The sequence below is a fragment of the Microbacterium sp. NRRL B-14842 genome (assembly GCF_050470785.1).
In genome coordinates this window covers 418,487-438,636 of record NZ_JBFLUM010000001.1, presented here as the reverse complement: position 1 = coordinate 438,636, position 20,150 = coordinate 418,487, and the positions used below count along the sequence as shown (strand labels likewise).

The window sequence follows — 20,150 nt, the reverse complement described above, 5'->3', positions numbered from 1 at the left end:
TTCCGAGCACTAAGCAGCGCATGGGACGACCCACTCGCATTCGCCCGCGAACTGAGCCGCTACTACTCACAACTCGAAGCCTCGGGACACAGGCATCCCACGCGCGACTGGACGGCCGCACTTCGAAAGGAGCAACCAATGAACACCAACGAGGACGACCCCGCAACCGGGCTCAGAGACCCTGCCGGCCTCAACAAGACCGAACCGGGACTGTACGCGCCCGAGGACATGGAGAAGGTCGCACCAGGCCTCTACGCCCCAAAGGAGACCCAGTGACCATCCGGGCCGCAGTCCTCTGCGACGAAGCCGGGTGCGACGCCGTATTCGCAACCACCGAACGGCTCGCACACCACGAACTCATCCGAGAAGCACATGCCGATGGATGGGTATCCACGAACAAGTCGGGGCACTGGACGAACGAGTGCCCGGACCACAACGAATGAACAGGACACACAAGATGACGAAGATTCAGAAGCACACCATCGACCTGCGATCCCCTCGGACAGAAGCACTCGAAGCCGCCGAAGCCGAACTCGAGAACCTCACCGCGCAGACCGACACGCTCAAGGCCTCCGCCCTCGCCGGCAACCTCGGCGCCGAAACACTCGCAGCACACACGGACCGCCTCAACCTCGCCACCATGCGAGTAGACGCAGCCCGTCACGCCGCCGAAGCCGAACTCAACAACCTCGCCGACCGGAACACCATCGCCGACGCGGTCGCTGAACTCCTCGACGACCCGGCTCTCACGACCACTCCCATCGAAGACGCCATCACCCGGCTCCGACAGGCACTCGCCGACATCACCACCGCCAACGAGACCCGCAACAGCGCGATCGCTGCCTGGGTTTCTCGACTTCGGGAACTCGGCATCCCGGATACGGGGCTCACCGTCAACGGCGACGAGGTTCACATCCAGTCGGCAGGCCCGACCGGAACAACCATCACGATCGGCGGTGGCCGCGTCTCCACGATCGGATCCGTTGCTGGCCACATCCGGCACACAACGCAGAAGCACAGCGACAGCGCTCACATGGCCATCGACCCAGCCAACCTGCCAAGCTTCGACACCCGAGGTCGTGCAATCGGAAGCATCACAGCGGTCCGCCTGCTGAGGGACCTCGGCGGACACAAGGCAGGGACTGTGCTCACTACCCGCACACACGTACTCGGTGTCCTCGCGCAGATGGTGCACAACGACAACGCGGAACTCATCGAAGGTGACATCCCCGCGCCGTCCCCGCACGTACTGAAGCGGTTCGGGGTGGACTCCCGCGCACAAGAAGCACCAGAGCACATCACCCCGAGGAACGCCAACGACGCCGCTCTCGTCGAGGCGGCAGTGGCACGCGCGTTCCAGAACTGACCTTGAGCCGGCAAAGAGGGGGTGGGGGTGACTCCTGCCCCCTCTATGCAGGTCGCCGGGGATAGCCGTCCACGTTATACGTGCGCAGCTATCCCGTTTTTTTACCTTCGAGCCGCGGAACTACGCGCTTTTTAGGACTGAAAGGACTTCCGATGACGGATTTGAAGACGCTGATTGAGAAGCAGAAGCGTATGGCTGAGGAGCTGGTGGCTGAGGCTGAGGCGTATTACGAGAAGGTTGGGCCGGTTGAGGTGGAGACCGTGTTCGGTGACAGGCCGGCGTCGTTCCGGGTGCCGTTCATGCATCCGAGCGAGTTCAGTGAGCTCGCTGACCGGTTTGCGCCTCGCCCGGGTGTGGCAGTGGATATGCCGTTGTGGTTCAACTTGGACCTCGTTGCCAAGAACTACCCGGGGGTGACGCTCGTCGTTGATGGCGAGGTGGACGACTTGTTCCGGGTGCGGGAGAAGCAGGCGGTGTATGTGTGGCCGGAGCTGTACCCGCAGATGCCGCCTGAGGATCAGAAGGAGTTCCGGATGGCGGTGTGGGGCCTGAATGTGTGGGAGCCGCAGCAGCGGCGCGAGGCGCTGTTGGCCCGCAAGAAGGAGGAGGCTGCTGATGCCTGAGCGGGTGGTTAAGGTCCGTCTTTCTGCGGTGGTTTCGGACTTTGAGAAGTCGATGCGTGACGCGGCGAATGCGACCGCGACGGTGGGCACGGAGGCGGAGAAGCTGGCGCAGAAGAAGCAGGCTTTCAATCAGCTTGGGGCCGCTGGGGTGGCGATGGGGGCGGTGTTGTCTGCTGGCCTGGCGGTTGCGGTGAAGGCGTCGATGGATTTCGATGCGCAGATGTCGAACGTGCAAGCGGCGACGCATGAGACCGCAGCGAACATGGATCTGCTGCGCCAGGCGGCTTTGGATGCCGGCGAGTCCACGGTGTTCTCGGCCACGGAGTCTGCTCAGGCGATCGAGGAGCTTGCGAAGGCGGGTGTGTCGACGAAGGACATCCTCGGCGGTGGCCTGGCGGGTGCTCTGGATCTGGCGGCTGCTGGCGGTTTGGACGTTGCGACGGCGGCGGGGATAGCGGCTACTTCGTTGCAGCAGTTCAACCTTGAGGGCTCGGACATGTCGCATGTTGCGGACCTGTTGGCCGCTGGTGCCGGCAAGGCGATGGGTGACGTCACCGACTTGTCGCAGGCGTTAAATCAGTCGGCGCTTGTCGCGAAGCAGACGGGTCTCTCGATTGAAGAGACGACGGCGGGTCTGGCGGCGTTCGCGTCGGCCGGTCTTCTCGGGTCGGATGCCGGTACGTCGTTCAAAACCATGCTGCAGGCGTTGAATCCGACGTCCGCTCAGGCGGCGGCGCTGATGGAGAAGTACAACTTGCAGGCGTACGACGCCCAGGGGAACTTCCTCGGGCTGTCGGAGTACGCGGGGCGGCTCAAGGAGGGCCTGTCGGGGTTGTCGACGGAGCAGCAAAACGCAACTCTCAAGACGATCTTCGGTGCTGATGCTGTGCGTGCCGCGACGGTCCTGTACCAGCAGGGGGCGGAGGGGATCGAGAAGTGGACTGATGAGGTCAATGACCAGGGCTACGCGGCCTCCACGGCGGCTATGCGGCTCGATAACCTCAAGGGCGATGTCGAAGCACTCGGTGGTGCTTTTGAGACCGCTCTGATCGATACAGGCTCGACCGCCAATGACACACTCCGGACAATGGTGCAGGCGCTCACAGGCCTGATCGGCATGTACAACGACCTGCCGGAACCGGTTCAAGCGTCGGTCATGGCTCTGGGTGGGGCTGCGGCTGCGGTGGCCCTTACTGGTGGCGCGGCTTTCCTCGCCGTTCCGAAGTGGCTCGAATTCAAGGCGACGGTGGAGGCGTCCACCTGGACGATGAAGGGCATCGGTCTGACAGCCGGCGCCGCGGGTCTCGCTCTCGGTGGGTTGTTCCTCATCGTGGGTGAGCTCGCCTCCCAGCATCAGAAGGCGCAGGCGCGAGCTCAGGCGTACGCGGACTCGATCGAGGACGGCACGAACAAGCTGTCCGACGCTGCACGGTCCACGGCCATTGACGAGTTGCAGAAGGGCGGCGAGCTGCTGACGTTCAACTGGCAGTCGGCGTTCGACGCGGCGGAGAAGCTGGGTGTCGGGGCTGATGTGGTCACGGATGCGGCGTTGAAAAACGCGGATGCGATCGACGAGCTCAGTACCTATTACGACGCTCTGAACGGCGACCAGGAGGCGTTCAACCGTATCCAGGAGGAGACCGGGATGAACGCGTACGAGGCCCGTGCGGCGCTCGAGGCGATGATCGGCGGGATTCAGAAGCAGAACGGCGCAATCGATGAAGCCATCCGGTTGAAGGGGCAGGAGGCGGAGGCAACTTCGACGTCACAGGCGCAGTCTGAGACCGCCGCAGATACGTACCTTGCGCAGGTCGACGCGGTGGAGGCGCTCGAGAGCCAGTTGACTCAGTTGATCGACACGATCAACGCCGCGAATGGTGTCGGGCAGGACTCCATCACGTCGAATATCCGGTACCAGGAGACGTTGGCGGCGGTGAACGATGCCATCGCGAACGGTGCGGCTGGTCTGGATATCTCGACTGAGGCCGGCCGGGCGAACATGGACATGCTTGTTGGGCTTGCGTCTGATTCGCAGGCTGCGGCTGCTGCACAGTTCGAGCTTGATGGTTCGACCCAGGCGTATACGGCGCGGATGCGTGAGGGCCGTGAGGCTTTGATCAACTCTGCGGTGCAGATGGGTGCGACTCGTGCGCAGGCTGTCGCGTTGGCGGACAAGGTGTATGCGATTCCGACTGAGCGGCAGATCAAGGTTCTGGCGGACACGTCTCAGGCGCACGCGAACTTGAACGGGATTCTTAGTCGGTTGAATGAGGCGGTTCGTACGCACTTCAACATCCCGGTGTCGACGGTTGGTGTGGGCACGGTGTTGAAGGCACCTGGGATGTCGGCGGGTGGTCCGGTTCGTGGTCGTGGGCCGAAGGGCAAGGACTCCGAGCTCCGCCTGCTGGCTCCTGGCGAGCACGTCATCCCTGCGGATGAAGTCGACGCGGCAGGCGGACACTCGGCAATCGAGAAGTGGCGAGGGGAACTTGCTGCTGCGGGGCACAGTCTGTCCCAGCAGCAGACCACCTGGGTTCCCTCGCAAACGCCCTTCGTTGTCCAAGCAGCGGCACCTCAGTCGTTGTCGCTTGAGGGCATGTCGATCTCGGGGACGTTGGAGATCGGCGGGGATGGTCTCGCGCGGATCATCGACGGCCGTATCGGTTCCTACGATGCCGCGTCGAAGGCGTGGTCGCGTGGTGGTGTTCGGTTCTAGCCCCTCCGTCTTTCAGGGCCCGTGTCAGTTGTCGGTGACACGGGCCCTTCTCATTTCTTCCGACAGACTCATGATTGGAGTACCTACTTATGGTCAATCGACTTGTAGCAGTAGATGACTCGGACTACCGCCTCCCCGAGCCCGTGCGTCAGGGGATCGCAGCGGACGTTGACGATGTCTCGAGCGAGCTTGGCTCAAGAGTAGAAGCGCGCACCTTCGTCGTGGACACGAACTATGCGTCGCTCGAAGACGCGTTGGCGGCGACACCATCCGGCGGAGTGCTTGAAGTGCGCGGCACCCACGAGCGAGGCACAACGTTCACCGTGGACAAAGCGTGCACGATCCGTTTCACACAGGGCGCCCAGATCACCACCAGCGTCTCAAGCGTCGCTGCGGTCACCGTAACCGCTTCGGGCGTCACCCTTGACGGTCCGGTGCTTGTCGGTACGGGAGGGAACACGGCGGGTACTGGTCGAGGGATATCGGCGGTGGGCACCTTGGGTTCGGCCATCCGTGACCTTCGGGTTTTGAAGCCGCAGATCACACAGTTCAGCGAGTACGGGGTCTACCTCGAGTTTTGCGACGGTTTCCAGGTCGAGGATGTGAGCATCGCAGGCATCGCGTATGCAGGCATCTCGCTCGCATCGTGTGCGAACGGAGTCATCCGCGGCGGGACCATCGCGAACGTCGTGCAGCCGGCCGGGTTCCTGAACTCCTACGGCATCACCGCATCCCGTCGCACGAACTCACCAAGTGAACTGTCAGCGTTCCCTCGTTCCCGCAATATCGTGGTGAACGGTATGACGATCGACGGGGTTCCGCTCTGGGAGGGGCTGGATACCCACGGTGGGGAGAACATTGAGTTCTCCGGGAACACGGTCCGGAACTGCCTCGTCGGTATCGCTGTCGTCGCTTCTAGCAACAACAGCGGCGTATCCACATACGCACCCCTGGGCGTGAAGGTGACCGGCAACACTGTCGTCGGCGCCGGGGACGGGTCGAACTCGGCAGGCATCTGGTTCATCGGAACCGCCACCGAGTACGCGACCGGTTCCATCGTCGACAACCGCGTCATTGACACAGGGGGCGACACTGCAAGCGCGGGCAACAACTGGGGCGGAATCGCAATCGACCGCACCAGCAGCTTGAAGATCGCAGTGAACACACTTGTTCGGTGCGCGGTCGCAGGCATCCATGTGATCGCCGGGAACGTGGGCACCCAGATCGCGAGCAACGTTGTGGAGGACGTCTACTCGAACGTGTCCGGTATCTGCGCGGCTGTCTACGTTCGTTCGTCCCCGAACTCAATCCTTGTGACGGGCACCGAACTCGTCCGCGGGACAAAGACGGCGACACGAGTCAACAACGAGGGCATCCGCTGTAACGCCTCATCGACTCAGCACGATGGCGGCGGCAACCAGTGGTCTCTCGCGGCGACTCCGGTCGTGAACAGTGCCGCGCTCCGGTCGTCGGCGTATGGTGCGGTTCCGGTGGCTCGGGCGGCGGCGATCACCGCACCGCCTGCACCAGGAGCGACATACGACCAGACGCAGATGACCGCGCTGAAGACCGCGCTAGACGCGGCTATCGCGGCGTTGAGGAACTACGGCATCACCCTCTAGGTATAGGCCGCTCGGACCCCCGTCTGAAATCTGCGACCAGAGGGCGGCCCGCATTCGAGCCGGCGCCGACCTAACGGCGCCGGGTCGGTAAATCACGAGGCGCGCCAGAGTCTTCAGCGGACCGCGGTAGGAACTTGGAGTCCCACTAGGGTTGCGCACATGGACGTCAGCTTCTTCATGACCTATATGGGCGCCCTCGCTTCATTCCTTGCGATCGGTGCGATGGTGACCCACCTCCTCCTCAGCAAGGAGATCCTGCCCGCAGGGTCAATGCTCGAAGCTGCGCAATGGACCCTAGCGGTCCTCTCGCTCGGCGCCGCGATCGTATCGATCATCGACACCATGGTTGATGCGGTCGGTCCAGCCGGAGACGCGGTCGGTCCGTCCATCAGCGGGATCGTTCTGTGCGTCGTGCTGACGGTGATAGGCATGGCCGCGTTCGTCGTGGGAGCAGTTGCGCTCGATTCGCGTAAGGAGCGCAAGGCTCAAAACCGTGTCGCATCCTCGGTGGCGATGTAGAGCGACAGCACCCCTGCCCGACGCAAGTCAGACAGGGGTGTTGTCCTCAACCATCACTTGGTTAGCAGGGCTCGTCGGCGAGCTGCTCGTGCTCCTCGTATCCGAGCTCTTCGTCCTGCGCGTGCTCAGCCTCGAGCGCGAGTTCCGACTGTCGACTCATGACTTCCCCGATTCTTCAGTTATGCCCGACCCCAGTGACCGAGAGTCGAAGTCTAGGGCCTCACAGGCATCCCACGGTGATCGGAAGGCCAATATGCTCGCGCCATGGCCGAGGTCTCACTTCGCTCTTGCAGCGACACTTGGATCGTAGAGGATCCCACATGACGCTCATCACCGCGGTGCTGACGGATGAGTACGTAGTCATGGCATCTGATCGACGCGTCACCTGGCGCCATGGCACGAGAACAGAGCGATTCGAAGACTCCGCGATGAAGTGCTTTGTGCTGGGTGGGCACCTGCTGATGGGCTTCACCGGGGTGGCTGTCATCGAAGGCAAGAGCATGGAGCTATGGCTGGGCGAGACTATCAGCCGAGTCGACACGGCCGACATGATCGGAGAACTCCAGAAGCGGATTCAAGAGGTATTCGACCGCACGCCGTCACTGAGCGGCCAGCCACATTCGTTCTTTGCCGCGGGTTTTTTGCGGCGTCGCCCGGATGGCAAGTTCATTCCGGTCGGCATCCTGCTCTCGAACTGCATGAACCGGGCGGGGGTGCCTGATCCGCGACGAGTGAACGGGACGTTCCTGGGTCGCAAGATGCGGCTAGGCAATCAACGTCACCACGTTCTCACGATCGGATGGGATGTACCCGAAGTGGAGCGTCAGAGCCTGGACCGACAAGTCCGGATCGCCCTGAAGGCCAACTCCCGTGATCCTTTGCTCATCGCTGGACCGGTGATCGAGATGATGCGCCGCGTCGCCGGGAAGAGCCGCGGTGGAGTCGGAGAATCCATCCTCTTCTCCAGCATGCCGCGCGTCAGCGTTCCGATAGACGGATGGGCGCTTCCGATCGCCGGCATGAAGCCAGACTCAGCGAACACCCCAATGGCGCTCTACTTCGAGAAGAACACACTCGATCCCGACAGCGCACTCATCTACCTGCCGGCGATGTATTGGAAGGGCTCGGCGGCGGCTGGAATCGAGATCCGGCAGCTTGAACCTTCGACGGACGACGAACGCGGGGTCCCCTGGAGTCGGGACCGGTAACCGAGGACTCCGACGACGGAAGACCTCTCTAGTTCGTGGTGATGTACAGGGGCAGAGCAGCGGCCTGACCGTGCCCAAGAACCGCCGGTGTACTGGGGTCTGGGAGTGACCGGCGATGCTGACCCACGGCTATCCAAGGCTCAAGGCCGGGGAGGGTTCTCAGGGCCGCACACAACGTCGCCGTGTATTCACCCTCGAAGTAGCCAACCCATGTGCCTACCGCCTCAGCGAGCACGTCTACGCGTTCGCCGGCCGCTGCCCTGAGCTCGTCCAGCACGAGCGCCGGGTCAGTCGTGTACCTGTTGCGCGAACAGATCGCATCCAACGCGATACTCAGCTTTACGCTCGCAGAGAGCCCTCGAGAAACCACGGCCAGATGTCCTTTCTCCGGCCGAGGGAACCCGCTCCATACTCAAGAAAATGCGCACAATATCACATTTTCCCCATGAGGTACAATAGAAGACGGCCCCCCGTGTAGGAACGTGGGGCCGTCCAGGCTTGCTCCCGAAGGAACAAGTGAATCAAACTCTCAACCTTGATTCTACTCGTCCTCTCTCGGATCGGCAAGCGCCGCATCTAGTAGAGAGGACGGGACCGTGGAAGCTGTATATCTGCTAATCGTAGTGCTGCTCATCATCGTCGCAGCCAAGAGCTGACCGCTGGAACATGACCTGGGCATGGTCTAGCCCAGCCCAGGTCGTTCCTTTCACCCGCCAAAAGAAGGATCCAACCGTGGCGAGGGGCCGCCCACTCTGGGAACTGGAGATGGGCTGCTCCTCGCTCCTGTGCCGAGCACGTTGTCCGCCTCCGCCGAAGTGTCAGTATTAGCCCGCAACGATTCATTGCCTCGAGGGCAGTCAGACCGGCATACTGGCTCGGTCCCCTCTCTGCCTCCCCGCAGAGGGGGGGGCAGCTTTCAAGACGCCTTTGGTCGTGCTGTTCGAAGCCAGCTAACGCCACCACCTCGGCGGGATGCCCAGCGCCGAAAACGCCCGTGATGCGAGCTAAGACGATGATCGGACGCTCGGAACTACTCGTTCCTCCGTGCCGACCAGCTCGTAGATCAATCTTCCGTCTTGCGTTCGCCCTTTGAAGTGATAGACCTCTACTCGAGTACCGTCGACCTTCCGGTACTGCGGCTCGTCCGGGTCGAAACGGTCAACCTTGCGCTCGTGTACCTCTTCGGGACCGACGAGATGTAGCACCGTCTTGGGGGTCATACAGGCAGAGTAGTAGCGACCCTGTTCCGGGTGCTACCAGTCGCGGCAGTGAACGTGCCTTAGTCCCGCGGGTTCGGCTGAAAGCCGATCCGAGTCGCGGCCGTTTTAAGGTGCCCCCAGGGGTTCTCATGAACACGACGAGCCTCGTCGTCACGGATGATTCGGAACTCTCGCTCAAGCTCGTCGAAGCGATCGCGATCATGCTTGGTGTAGTTACCTGCACTCATCGTCATTCCTCCTCCTACCATCATGCCGCACAGTACCGACATCGACCTACATTTCAAGTTGCTCGCGCGGCTTCAAGCGCCGCGACCAGCACAGCGATACTGGTGAGATACCGGACGTGCAGCTCGCCCAGTCCTCTCTTACGACTGCTGTTGAGCGAGATCATCCCTAGCGGTGATCCATCCTCGCGAAGGATTGGAAGCGAGATGAATGAGCGGTAGCTTCGTTCGACGTCCGCAAGTCGAAGCTCGCGACGGTGCTTCTTCGACCGCACGTCAGTACAGATCGCTGCCACTCCGCCCTTCACGCGCTCGATAACCTGCCGTTCCTCGGCGACGACGTCTGCCGGCCGCCCCCGGGCGATCGTCTCGAATACCGCCCTGGCATTGCCGGCTGAGCGGTTGACTCGGACCAGCCGCCCTCTCTCCAGGAGGTAGACATTCGCATCCGGACTATCGTTGTCCTTCTTGGCAAACAATTGACAACGCGCCGTGAGTTCAGTTATTGCGTCCTCGAACATCGCGTCAGTCACCGGGCGCGGGAGGCGAATGAAGTGGTTAGCGGCCGGCACCAAGGACGACCGGACGGCTACCATGAGCTCCGCTTGACCCTGCACCGTGGCACGCTCGTAGCGCCACGCGCCGAAGATCACGCCGCCGCCCGCGGCGACAGACGCAAGCACAAGTACTGCGGCGGCGATCCAGTCGTCAGCGCCGATGTGGGCGCCCCAGGTCCTGAGGTGATCAAGAAACAAGGGGCTGAGCGCTAAGACTAGGGCCCCCACGATTGCTACCGCATGGGGCCACACGCGATCCAATACTGCACCGATGGCCCTGAGCATCCGCCCAGCATATTGCAGGCCCTCGTCGCGATGGCGGCCTCTGCCGCTTAAGCGTTCGGTGCTCGTCTGTGAGCGCGCGTGTGTAATAGCCCATCAAGGCAACGGCTGAGCGATGATCGATCGAATCTCAGAGGCGATGAGGTCAGATTTTCGAGAGCGAATTCGGGAAAGTTGGTCGAGGGCAGGGAGAATGGCCAGCGTGAGTTCGATGTGGCGGTCACGCAGTTCCGCGTAGCGGCTCGCGATGCCCGGCATGTCGACGTCCGCCCACTGCATCAGAATCCGCCGCATGGCTTGATCTTCCCTCGCCCACCGTTTGACCCTCTTGGCAAACCGATCATCTGCGAAGGTCTCGTCGTCGTACCAAGCTCCGCCCTCTGCCTGACGACGAATACTGAGCTCGTGCTCCTCCCGCTCGCGCTGCGAGACGTAGCTCGTGATTGCGTCCGGGTAACGCCGGCAAAGCTCCTGTACAACACGAGCGACGGTGGGCCAGGGCACGTAGGTGACACCGCCCTCGACGATGGTGTCGGGGTGGCCGGAAAGCTCGCGCGTGGCGATACCTGTCGCTGCGCTGAGTCCGTCGAGGTTGGAGATTTCGAGGGCGGCCGAGCGGAGAGCAGGAGTCGCGATCGACTCCTCAAGGAGCTCAAGGGTGACAAACTCCGCAGCGCGGCGATATGAGGCTTCGGGATCATGTGAGGCCAACCGGGTCCACGCGGCCTTCGTCGCATCAAACGCATCACGCAGACTCCATGGCACCTTGCATCGTCTGGCCGGCACCCACTCTGCTTTCCCACGCATGTCGGCGTCGAGATGTTGGATGCGCACTCGCGTAGGCGACTCGGGGACCGTGAGAAGGATGACCCGATGCCAGCGCTTCCGAGGCGGGTCCCAGTACAACCATTCAGATTCCTCGTCCGCTGGCGCTGGCAGCCGCTCGTAGACAAGCTCCATGGGACACAGATCCTATCTCTGGTCGCTCTCCACACTGTTTGTTGGCCGTCCCGCTACTCTCGACCAGATGGGCGACCAGACCTTCCAATCCGCGGTGGCAGGAGCCGTCAGGGCCGAGCTAGCTCGGGCGAACAAGAAGCCCAGCGAACTCGTAGACGTCCTAGGCCTGACCAGACCAACGATCTACGGCCGTATGTCCGGCGCATACCCCTTCACGACAGCAGAGCTAGAGAAGGTCGCAGCGTTCATTGGCATCACGGCGCAGGACATCATGCTTTCAGCCGCGCTCGCAGAGCGCTTCGGGACGGACCGTCCCTTGGGGGTCGCGCCGCTGTCTGCGCCGAGCCGCGATGCATGGAGCCAGCCACGAGGTTCGTTCAGGCGTCGACGGCTTTCATGAATAATGCGATTCAGTCCGCACGGAGTCCGCAAAACATGCCGATCTGACCATCATCGGCCAGCCACTGCCAACGCCCAATCCCGCGGAATCCCAGCGGACACGTTAGCCAGCAACGATCACCAACCAATCGGGCACTGTTCATCAACTACCGCTGACAACACTCGCGTCGGCGGTCGGGGCTCGGGAGTCATCCCGAGCCCCTTCTTTTCTCCGGTTAACGCATATCGAGATATCGGTGTTCTTCGTCGAGACTGGAAGCGGTCGTGACTCGTCACGACTCCGACGCCATCCCCGTCCGACACCCGATCGCCGCGGTGGATGCGCTTCGAGGATGCCACGCCGACTCAGGGGAGGGAGCGGCGCGGGCCCCCGAAGCTCGCGTCGGCTTGGGGTCTGCCGGCGTCGCACGTCGACCGGTCCCGGGTTCATGACAAGCCTCCCCGCCCGCTGCGCGCCCCCACGCGGATCGGCCCCCCGTGGAGGCATGACGGCAATCCTGCGACCGTCGCTCCCCTCACCGCCCGGGAGTGGACGCCGGTGGCAGACCAAGAACGACCGGGGGCTGGGCCATGGGGCAGATCGAGTCGAGAAGCATCGGAGAGAACAAGCAGCTGCTGGCGGATGAGGTGTTCCACCACATCGGGCGGCTGATCACGGAGGGAGAGTTCGCCGAGGGTGACCGGATCCGGGACGTCGACGTGGCGGACGAACTCCACGTCTCGCGGACGCCCGTGCGCGAAGCACTCCAGCGCCTGGAGCGCCTGGGACTGGTGACGATGTACCCGAGCCGGTACACGGAGGTGACGATGGTCACGCCGCAGGTCGTGGCCGAATCGCTGGAGTTCGCCGGCTATCAGGGCGGGATCACCGCCCGGATGGCGGTGCCGCGACTCAGCGCCGTCCACCGCGAGCGGGTCCTGGAGCTCATCGCGCGGATGCAGGACTCGCTCGCCGACGGCGCATCGACGGCACGGGCGCGATGGGCGGTCTTCGCCTACCTCGCCGACCACAGCGGCAACCGCCAGCACCGGATGCTCATCGGCGATGTCGCCGTGGCCGTGACCCGGAACCTGCGCGGATGGGTCGTGCGTCCCGGCGATCGCGAACGCATGCGCGAGGTGTATGCCGACTTCGCCGAGGCGGTGCGCAGCGGCGACGGCGACGAGGCGGAGCGTCTCGCCCGCGCGATGTACTACGTGTGAGCGGCGCGCCAGCCGACGACCCAGCGGTGCAGGCGACGGTAGGCGTCCTCCCGGGCGTCGTGCCGGGACAGGAAGACGTCGTGCAGGGCGCCGTCGATCCGTTCGACCGTCACCGTGGAGCCCAGCCGCAGGGCTGCGCGGGCGATGTCGTCGACGACGAGAACGGAGTCGGCCGAGGTGAGCTCCTCCGACCAGCGGGTCGGCGGAACGAACCGCGCCGACAGCAGCACGCAGACCGGTGCCGCGATGTTCAGACCTGCCGCGACGGTCTTGTGCCCGGAGAGGATCGCGTTGAGCCACCCGGCGTAGACGGCCATCGTCTGCACCGGGCGCCACGCGGTGTTGACCTCCATCGGGTCGTCCGGGTCGGCCACCTCCTGCTGCGCCCGCGTGTAGTAGCCGAGGTCGATCTGCGGCGCGACGTCGAGCGGCCGGATCCGCGCCTGGAACTCCACCATCGGAGCGATGGCGGCCCGCACGGGGGCGAACTGGAACTCGAGCCAGGGACTGTTGAGGACGAGGGCATCGGCCGCACCGGGATGCCGCGACGCCCATAGGCTCAGTGTCAGGCCCCCGGTCGAGTGTCCGAACAGGATCAGACGACGACCGCTCTCCTCGCCGCCGTCGCCGCGTCCCATGACGTCCAGGGCCGCGGCGATGTCCTCATCATAGGTGGACAGATCGGTGATGTAGCCCGGGGTCTGTCCTTCCCGAAGACTGCGCCCGTACTTGCGCAGATCGAGGGCGAAGAAGCGGGCGCCGCGAGCCGTCCAGAACCGCGCCAACCGCTTCTGGAAGAAGTAGTCCGACCATCCGTGGACGTACAGCACGTCCACGCCCTCCAGCAGCGGGCGACGGCGCCGGGCACGCTCCCACCACGGGACGGGAGTCGGCAGAGCCCGCACGAGAGTGGCGACCACAGGACCCTGCTCGTCGCTGCCGAGGTCGAGGGTGAGCTGGGCGAACTCATCGCCGAGAACATCCGGAACCCACTCGGCCATGCGTCCTCCCCCTCGCGCCCAGGCTAGCCCACGGCGGTCATTGTCCGCCGGGACGGGCCACGGCGAAGTCGTCCGCGATGGTGGCCGCGATCGGCGCGAGGTCGTCGATTCCGGACCCGTCGAACGTCGTGAGACGCAGCCAGTCCGCGCCCACGCGGAGATCCAGCACCGGACGGCGGAGTTCGTCGACGCCGGTGCGGGCGGCATCCGCTCCCTCGACCTCGATCTCCTCCTCGCCCTCGAGCTCGTCGAACGCCCACGCGCCACCGGGCAGCGTGGTGAGCATGATGTACCCCTGCGCGGCGTATTCGTCGTCCCCGGAGGCGTAGTAACAGATCCGCGCACCGTTGCGCTCCTGGTAGACCTCGGCCGGAATGGACCACCCGCCGAACGCGTCGACGACGTACACCTCGGCGTCGACCTGCTCCGCGAGCTCCGTCGCGGTGAGGAACCGCGTGCAGTCCACACCCTCCACCGGGCTCTCCGGCACATCCACCTCCCGCAGCGACGCCACGGCTGCGGTGCCGAGTCCGCGCAGAGCCTCCTCGAACGCCGCGGTGTCGTCCGGCCCCTTCTCCGGGTCCACGACGGTCGCCGACACGAGCACCTCGCCGTCGAGGAGCTGGAAGAAGCAGTACCCGCCGCTCTCGCAGCGGGATTCCTCACCGTAGTAGCCGCCGCGCGACTCCGCGCCCGCGACCGTTTCATCGGCCCCGGGGAGGATCGTGACCTCCCAGTTGTGCTCCGCCGTTCCCGCCGAGCAGGCGATCCCGCCCGCCCGCTGGAACATGTGCTGCGCCGGACCGGGGTACCAGCTCGGCGACGACCACACGCCGAGCACCTCGGCCACCTCACCGCCGACATCGCCGCCGGCGGTCGACATCGCCGCCTCGACATCGGCGCAGTCCACGTCGAAAGCCGGGGTGGGCGCCTGCGCCGCCGCGTCCGTCGGGGCGGGCGTGATCGCGGCCGACGGCGTCCCGGTCGGCTTCACCTCGGGTTCGGGCGCACAGCCGGACAGCAGGAGCACGGCCACGGCGCCGAGGGCCAGGAGTGCACGAGGTCGCATGGCCTCAGCCTAGGGCTGCGGGGACCCGGCGCCGGGAGCACGCCCCGGCGCCGAGACGACTCACTCGCCGCGGGAGACGCGCACCATCTCGTCGCGCGGGACGACCTTCACACGCGCCCGCTCCTGGGGCGCGCCGAGGCCGATCTCGTGCTCGTCGAGGCGGTGCCAGCCGTCCAGATCGGTCCAGGCGACGCCGCGCTCGGCGAGCAGTGCCGGGATGGCCTCCTCGGACGGGTCCTCCGGGTGCCACCACGAGCCCTGGTCGTTGATGAGGTGACGGACGGTCTCCATGGCGTCGGACTTCGTGTGGCCGATGAGGCCGACGGGGCCGCGCTTGATCCAGCCGGTCGCGTACACGCCGGGCACGCGATCGTTGGAGTCCTTCGCGAGCACCTGGCCCTCGTGGTTCGGGATGACGCCGTGCTTCTTGTCGAAGGGGACACCGGGCAGCGGCGAGCCGAAGTAGCCGATCGCGCGGTACAGCGCCTGCACGGGCACCTCGCGCAGCTCCCCGGTGCCGACCGCACCACCCTGGCCGTCCGGCTGGGTGCGCTCGTACACGAGGGCCGCGACACGGCCGTTCTCGTCGGTGCGGACCTCGACCGGGCGGGCCCAGAAATGCAGGTGCAGGCGGCGCGATGCCGTGCCGCCGGAATTGTTGACGGAGTCGCGCGTGCGCCACGACTGCAGGATGCGGTCGATGACCATGACCTGCTTGTTGCTCGCGACCGCGTCCTTCGAGGCCTCGTCGTAGTCGAAGTCCTCGTCGTAGACGACCATGTCGACGTCGCGCAGCTCCCCCAGTTCGCGGAGCTCCAGCGGCGTGAACTTCACCTGAGCCGGGCCTCGGCGGCCGAACACGTGCACGTCCGTGACGGCGCTCGCCTTGAGGCCCTCGTACACGTTCTCGGGGACCTCGGTGACGAGGAGGTCTTCGGCGTGCTTCGCGAGCATGCGGGAGACGTCGAGGGCGACGTTGCCGTTGCCGAGGACCGCCACCGACGCGGCGTCCAGCGGCCACTCGCGCGGCACGTCGGGGTGCCCGTCGAACCAGCTCACGTAGTCGGCGGCGCCGTAGGAGCCCACCGCGTCGATGCCGGGGATGTCCAGCGACGTGTCGCGGATCGCTCCGGTAGCGAAGATGACCGCGTTGTAGTGCTTCTTGAGGTCGTCGAGCGTGATGTCCTCACCGAAGCGGACGTTGCCGAAGAGGCGGATGTCGCCGCGGTCGAGCACGTCGCGCAGGGCGGTGATGATGCCCTTGATGCGGGGATGGTCGGGGGCGACGCCGTACCGGACGAGTCCGTACGGGGCGGGGAGCTGCTCGAACAGGTCGATGGACACGTCGAACTTGCGCTCGGCTTTCAGCAGGATGTCCGCGGCGTAGATGCCCGCGGGGCCTGCACCCACGATGGCCAGTCTCAGCTTGGTCATGGAGGTCCTTTCGTGTGCCGTCGCGGCAGACACCCGGGCCTTCGGCCCGCGCGATGTCAGCTGGAGCGCTCGGCGAGGGTCTCGGCGAATCGGGTGAGCGCTTCGCGCACGGTGCCGCGCGGAAGGGCGGTGAGGGCGTCGATCGCCTCCTGCGTCCAGGCGTGGGCGAGCTCGAGTGTCTTCTGGGTGACGGCGTGGTCGCGGAGCTCGTCCAGCGGTCCGTCGAGGATGGCGGGGTCGGCGCCGTCGGCGATGAGGGCCACGCCGTCGTCGATGCGGGCGGCGAGATCGGCCGCGGCGTCGTCGTCCTCCGCCTTGAGCAGGAGGTACGGCATGGTCGGGACGCCGGCGCGGAGGTCGGTCCCCGGGACCTTGCCGGTCTCCTCGGGCTTGGCCGACAGGTCGATCACGTCGTCGAGCAGCTGGAAGGCGACACCGATCTTCTCGCCGTAGGCGCGCAGCGGCTCCTCGTACTCCGCGGGGGCGTTCGAGAAGATCACGCCGCCCTGGGTGGCCGCCGCGATCAGCGAACCGGTCTTGTCGGCGAGGACCTGGATGTAGAACGCGATCGGGTCGTCGTCCGGCTGCGGGCCGAGGGTCTCGTGCATCTGCCCGAGGACCAGGCGCTCGAACGTATCGGCCTGGAGTCGGATGGCCCGCTCACCCAGGCGGGACATGAGCTGGCTGGCCCGCGAGAAGAGGATGTCGCCGGTGAGGATGGCGATGTTGTTGCCCCACACCGTCTGCGCGGCGGGAACCCCCCGTCGGCGGTCGGCGCCGTCCATGACGTCATCGTGGTAGAGCGACCCGAGGTGCGTGATCTCCAGCGCCTTCGCGACGTCGATCACCTCTCGGGTGTTCCCGTCGCCGAGTTGGGCCGCGAGCAGCGTGAGCACGGGACGGATGCGCTTGCCACCGGCCTCGTAGAGGTAGCGGCTGGCGGCGTCGGCGAGCGGGTCGGCGACGCGGACGTCGTCCGCGAGCCCGGTCTCCACCAGCTCCAGTCCGTCCTCGATGGTGCGGGCGATGCGACGCGCGGCGGGACCGACGAAGACGCGATCGCTGAAGCCGAGACGGCTCGCGAGTCGCGAACCCGGGGCGCTGGGGCTCGAAGTCACGGTCCCAGCCTACCTGCGTCGGGTGCCGCCGTTCGCGCCGTGGTCACGCGGGCTTGCGAGCCCGGTGCAGGGCCACGATGCCGAAGGTGAGGTTGCGGTACGCGACGTCGCGCCAGCCCGCCTCCCTGATCCATTCGGACAGCCGCTTCTGGTCGGGCCAGTCGCGGATCGACTCGTTCAGATAGTCGTAGGCGTCGCCGTTCGTGCCGGCGACGCGGGCCACGCGCGGGAGCACCTGCGCGTTGTAGAACCGGTAGGCCCCGCGGAAGAGCTTCCCGGGCGGCGTGGAGAACTCGTTGATGACGAGGCGGCCGCCCGGCTTGGTCACCCGGTAGAGCTCGCGCAGTGCCTTCTTCGGGTCGTTGACGTTCCGCAGCGCGTAGGACATCGTCACCGCGTCGAACTCTTCGTCCGCGAACGGCAGGGCCGTGGCGTCCGCCTGCACGAAGGAGAGGTTCCGCATCGCTCCGTGGCGGCGCTGACCCTCGGCGAGCATGCCGGGCGAGAAGTCCGCCGCGACGACCTGCGCGCCGCTGCGGGCGAGGGAGGCGGAGGAAGACGCGGTCCCCGCGCCGAGGTCGAGGATGCGCTCCCCCGGCTTCGGGGCGACGGCGCGGGTGGTCGCGGCCCGCCACAGCGCGTCGTTGCCGAACGTCATCGCCGTGTTCGTGCGGTCGTACCCGGCGGCGACCTGGTCGAACATGCCGCTGACGCGGGCGGGGTCCTTGCCGAGATCGGCGCGGTTCTTGTCGTTCGCGGTCACGCGTCCAGTCTAGGCGCGAGCTCCAGCGCTTCCAGCCGGTCCAGCCACGGATCGGCCGTGGCGTCGTCGAACGGCGCCGTGCGCTCCCTGACCCGCGTCTCGAGGTCGAGCGCCAGCTCCTCCAGATGCCGCATGACGGTGGCCGGGTACCCGTAGCGGGCGCTGTGCTCCGCCCATTCGTCCCGGTCATCGACCCAGGTGCCGCGCTCGCCCTCCACGCGGACGACGTCGAGATCCATGTCGATGCCGATCGCGAGCAGGGGATCGTCCGACCACCGGACGTCCCACCCGAGATCGATGTAGACGCGCATGCCCCGGGGGTGGCGGCGATTGACGGTGAGCGCGAAGTCGGCGCTCGGCGGGACGAGGGTGACGTTGGGCGTGGCCGCATGGAACTCCGCCCCCGGACGGGCGCTGTGCCAGCCGGCGGGCTGCCCCACCCAGTCGCCCCACCGGTCGGCGCCGAGGTACACGCACTCGTGACGCCAGTGCGGCGACCCGTCCCACTTGCGCCACTGGAAGATCATCTCGGCACCGGCTGCGGGACGCGCATCGCTCATCCGCCCACCCTACGTCCGCGGGCTCCGCCGACGCCCCGCGGAATAGGCTGGAGTCGTGCAGCACACCCCCCTGGTCGTGGAGACCCGAGAGATCGACCCGGTCGAAGACCTCCTCTCCTTCGCGGACCCCGCCCGCCCGCTCGCCTGGTTCCGCCGCGGCGACGGGATCGTGGCGGTGGGCGAGCCGCTCGCCGAGCTCCGCCCGCCGGCCGAGGAGGGACGCACCCGCGCCGAATCCCTCGCGGCGCTCTGGCAGGGGCTCTCGGCGGAGGCCGCGGTCTCCGATCCGCTGCGACTCCCCGGGACCGGGCTCGTCGCGTTCGGGGCCTTCACCTTCGACGAGGACTCGCACGCCGACAGCGTGCTCGTGATCCCGTCGCGGATCCTCGGCCGCCACGGGGACCGCTTCTGGGAGACCCGCATCCGTCGCAGCGACGACCGTGCGCCGGGCGCCGTCGAGCCCGCGGAGTACGGACCGCACTGGGCCGGCACCGTGGGCCCGGGAGCGCAGAGCCCCCAGGGCTACCAGGACGCCGTGCGGGGAGCGCTCGCCCGCATCGCGGACGGCGAGCTCAGCAAGGTGGTCCTCGCCCGCGACCTCCAGGGCACCATCCCCGCGGGCTCCGACCTGCGGCGACTCGTCCGGGCACTGGCCACCGGGTACCCGGACACCTGGGTCTTCGCGGTCGACGGGCTCATCGGCGCGAGCCCGGAGACCCTCGTCACCGTGCAGGACCGGACGGTGACCGCCCGCGTGCTCGCCGGCACGATCGGACGCGGAGCGGATGCCGACGCGGACACCGCCGCGTCCGCGCACCTCGCCTCCAGCACCAAGGACCTCGACGAGCACCAGTACGCCGTGCAGAGCGTGCTCGCGTCGCTCCGCCCGTACACGAGGGCGCTGGCGGCGAGCGAGCAGCCCTTCCTCCTCAAGCTGCCCAACCTCTTCCATCTCGCGACCGACGTGGAAGGCGAGCTGGAGAACGGCCGCTCGGCCCTCGACCTCGTGCGCGCCCTGCACCCGACCGCGGCCGTCGCGGGCACTCCGACACCGACGGCCATCGCCGCCATCCGGGAGCTCGAGCCGTTCGACCGCGGCCGCTACGCCGGGCCGGTCGGCTGGGTCGACGCGGACGGCAACGGCGAGTGGGCCATCGCCCTGCGGTGCGCACAGTTCACGACGGCCGAGGACGCGATCACGGTCACCGCCTACGCCGGGGCCGGGATCGTCGCCGGATCGGATCCGGAGAGCGAACTCCTCGAGACGCGGGTGAAGTTCCGTCCCCTCGTCGACGCGCTGGCCTGA

Annotated in this window: 18 protein-coding genes; 10 read left to right on the top strand and 8 right to left on the bottom strand. The window is 66.1% G+C overall.

Annotation, left to right across the window (positions count from 1 at the left end):
• Window positions 1-138 precede the first annotated feature (138 nt).
• The 7 genes from AB1285_RS02140 to AB1285_RS02110 all read left to right on the top strand — a co-directional run bounded on the left by AB1285_RS02140 (window position 139) and on the right by AB1285_RS02110 (window position 8,054).
• A complete protein-coding gene (locus AB1285_RS02140; RefSeq protein ID WP_370428650.1) occupies window positions 139-276 on the top strand; it encodes a hypothetical protein in 138 nt (45 codons plus the stop codon).
• Between the two features lie 181 nt (window positions 277-457).
• Window positions 458-1,366 carry a hypothetical protein gene (locus tag AB1285_RS02135; protein ID WP_429977417.1) on the top strand — a complete coding sequence of 303 codons (909 nt, stop codon included), beginning with the start codon at window positions 458-460 and terminating at the stop codon, window positions 1,364-1,366.
• A gap of 152 nt (window positions 1,367-1,518) precedes the next feature.
• Window positions 1,519-1,989, top strand: coding sequence for a hypothetical protein (locus AB1285_RS02130; RefSeq protein ID WP_370428648.1), 471 nt, complete (start codon window positions 1,519-1,521; stop codon window positions 1,987-1,989).
• Complete coding sequence (locus AB1285_RS02125; protein ID WP_370428647.1) at window positions 1,982-4,705, top strand: phage tail tape measure protein; 2,724 nt, start codon at window positions 1,982-1,984, stop codon at window positions 4,703-4,705. Before AB1285_RS02130 ends, AB1285_RS02125 begins: the two co-directional genes overlap by 8 nt.
• Window positions 4,706-4,794: 89 nt before the next feature.
• Window positions 4,795-6,327, top strand: coding sequence for a right-handed parallel beta-helix repeat-containing protein (locus AB1285_RS02120; protein ID WP_429977416.1), 1,533 nt, complete (start codon window positions 4,795-4,797; stop codon window positions 6,325-6,327).
• A 159-nt stretch (window positions 6,328-6,486) separates the two neighbouring features.
• Window positions 6,487-6,846, top strand: a complete 360-nt coding sequence (locus AB1285_RS02115) for a hypothetical protein (protein WP_370428645.1) — start codon at window positions 6,487-6,489, stop codon at window positions 6,844-6,846.
• Window positions 6,847-7,166: 320 nt separating this feature from the next.
• Window positions 7,167-8,054, top strand: coding sequence for a hypothetical protein (locus AB1285_RS02110; protein WP_370428644.1), 888 nt, complete (start codon window positions 7,167-7,169; stop codon window positions 8,052-8,054).
• Window positions 8,055-9,554: 1,500 nt separating this feature from the next.
• Here the strand turns inward: AB1285_RS02110 and AB1285_RS02105 are convergent.
• Complete coding sequence (locus tag AB1285_RS02105) at window positions 9,555-10,340, bottom strand: GAF domain-containing protein (protein ID WP_370428643.1); 786 nt, start codon at window positions 10,338-10,340, stop codon at window positions 9,555-9,557.
• Between the two features lie 93 nt (window positions 10,341-10,433).
• A complete protein-coding gene (locus AB1285_RS02100; RefSeq protein ID WP_370428642.1) occupies window positions 10,434-11,297 on the bottom strand; it encodes a hypothetical protein in 864 nt (287 codons plus the stop codon).
• 67 nt (window positions 11,298-11,364) lie between these two features.
• Here AB1285_RS02100 and AB1285_RS02095 point away from each other — a divergent pair, with 67 nt between their 5' ends.
• Both AB1285_RS02095 and AB1285_RS02090 read left to right on the top strand, forming a co-directional pair.
• Entirely contained in the window at window positions 11,365-11,697 is a 333-nt protein-coding gene (locus tag AB1285_RS02095) for a helix-turn-helix domain-containing protein (protein ID WP_370428641.1), read from the top strand.
• Between the two features lie 569 nt (window positions 11,698-12,266).
• Window positions 12,267-12,899 carry a GntR family transcriptional regulator gene (locus AB1285_RS02090; RefSeq protein WP_370428640.1) on the top strand — a complete coding sequence of 211 codons (633 nt, stop codon included), beginning with the start codon at window positions 12,267-12,269 and terminating at the stop codon, window positions 12,897-12,899.
• On the opposite strand, the gene AB1285_RS02085 is transcribed toward AB1285_RS02090, so the two are convergent.
• The 6 genes from AB1285_RS02085 to AB1285_RS02060 are packed head-to-tail and all read right to left on the bottom strand — an operon-like array spanning window position 12,890 to window position 18,844.
• Window positions 12,890-13,900, bottom strand: coding sequence for an alpha/beta hydrolase (locus AB1285_RS02085; protein WP_370428639.1), 1,011 nt, complete (start codon window positions 13,898-13,900; stop codon window positions 12,890-12,892). The two genes, AB1285_RS02090 and AB1285_RS02085, sit on opposite strands and share 10 nt — an antisense overlap.
• 37 nt (window positions 13,901-13,937) lie before the next feature.
• On the bottom strand, window positions 13,938-14,969 hold the full coding sequence (locus AB1285_RS02080; RefSeq protein WP_370428638.1) for a hypothetical protein: 1,032 nt from the start codon (window positions 14,967-14,969) through the stop codon (window positions 13,938-13,940).
• A gap of 60 nt (window positions 14,970-15,029) precedes the next feature.
• Window positions 15,030-16,403, bottom strand: a complete 1,374-nt coding sequence (locus AB1285_RS02075; RefSeq protein WP_268776655.1) for an FAD-dependent oxidoreductase — start codon at window positions 16,401-16,403, stop codon at window positions 15,030-15,032.
• Window positions 16,404-16,459: 56 nt separating this feature from the next.
• Complete coding sequence (locus tag AB1285_RS02070) at window positions 16,460-17,521, bottom strand: polyprenyl synthetase family protein (protein ID WP_187662288.1); 1,062 nt, start codon at window positions 17,519-17,521, stop codon at window positions 16,460-16,462.
• Between the two features lie 43 nt (window positions 17,522-17,564).
• The gene (locus tag AB1285_RS02065; RefSeq protein ID WP_187662289.1) at window positions 17,565-18,284 is read right to left on the bottom strand and encodes a class I SAM-dependent methyltransferase; all 720 of its coding nucleotides are present in this window, start codon (window positions 18,282-18,284) and stop codon (window positions 17,565-17,567) included.
• Complete coding sequence (locus AB1285_RS02060) at window positions 18,281-18,844, bottom strand: hypothetical protein (RefSeq protein WP_187662290.1); 564 nt, start codon at window positions 18,842-18,844, stop codon at window positions 18,281-18,283. The genes AB1285_RS02065 and AB1285_RS02060 overlap by 4 nt, the downstream gene beginning before the upstream one ends.
• Window positions 18,845-18,899: 55 nt before the next feature.
• Here AB1285_RS02060 and AB1285_RS02055 point away from each other — a divergent pair, with 55 nt between their 5' ends.
• A complete protein-coding gene (locus AB1285_RS02055) occupies window positions 18,900-20,150 on the top strand; it encodes an isochorismate synthase (protein WP_292794174.1) in 1,251 nt (416 codons plus the stop codon).

Excerpts from the sequence above, each read along its gene's own strand:
- AB1285_RS02120 (WP_429977416.1), top strand. The coding sequence starts at position 4,795 with ATGGTCAATCGACTTGTAGCAGTAGATGACTCGGACTACCGCCTCCCC.
- AB1285_RS02085 (WP_370428639.1), bottom strand. The coding sequence starts at position 13,900 with ATGGCCGAGTGGGTTCCGGATGTTCTCGGCGATGAGTTCGCCCAGCTC.
- AB1285_RS02115 (WP_370428645.1), top strand. The coding sequence starts at position 6,487 with ATGGACGTCAGCTTCTTCATGACCTATATGGGCGCCCTCGCTTCATTC.
- AB1285_RS02075 (WP_268776655.1), bottom strand. The coding sequence starts at position 16,403 with ATGACCAAGCTGAGACTGGCCATCGTGGGTGCAGGCCCCGCGGGCATC.
- AB1285_RS02110 (WP_370428644.1), top strand. The coding sequence starts at position 7,167 with ATGACGCTCATCACCGCGGTGCTGACGGATGAGTACGTAGTCATGGCA.
- AB1285_RS02140 (WP_370428650.1), top strand. The coding sequence starts at position 139 with ATGAACACCAACGAGGACGACCCCGCAACCGGGCTCAGAGACCCTGCC.
- AB1285_RS02105 (WP_370428643.1), bottom strand. The coding sequence starts at position 10,340 with ATGCTCAGGGCCATCGGTGCAGTATTGGATCGCGTGTGGCCCCATGCG.
- AB1285_RS02100 (WP_370428642.1), bottom strand. The coding sequence starts at position 11,297 with ATGGAGCTTGTCTACGAGCGGCTGCCAGCGCCAGCGGACGAGGAATCT.
- AB1285_RS02060 (WP_187662290.1), bottom strand. The coding sequence starts at position 18,844 with ATGAGCGATGCGCGTCCCGCAGCCGGTGCCGAGATGATCTTCCAGTGG.
- AB1285_RS02125 (WP_370428647.1), top strand. The coding sequence starts at position 1,982 with ATGCCTGAGCGGGTGGTTAAGGTCCGTCTTTCTGCGGTGGTTTCGGAC.
- AB1285_RS02090 (WP_370428640.1), top strand. The coding sequence starts at position 12,267 with ATGGGGCAGATCGAGTCGAGAAGCATCGGAGAGAACAAGCAGCTGCTG.
- AB1285_RS02130 (WP_370428648.1), top strand. The coding sequence starts at position 1,519 with ATGACGGATTTGAAGACGCTGATTGAGAAGCAGAAGCGTATGGCTGAG.
- AB1285_RS02095 (WP_370428641.1), top strand. The coding sequence starts at position 11,365 with ATGGGCGACCAGACCTTCCAATCCGCGGTGGCAGGAGCCGTCAGGGCC.
- AB1285_RS02135 (WP_429977417.1), top strand. The coding sequence starts at position 458 with ATGACGAAGATTCAGAAGCACACCATCGACCTGCGATCCCCTCGGACA.
- AB1285_RS02080 (WP_370428638.1), bottom strand. The coding sequence starts at position 14,969 with ATGCGACCTCGTGCACTCCTGGCCCTCGGCGCCGTGGCCGTGCTCCTG.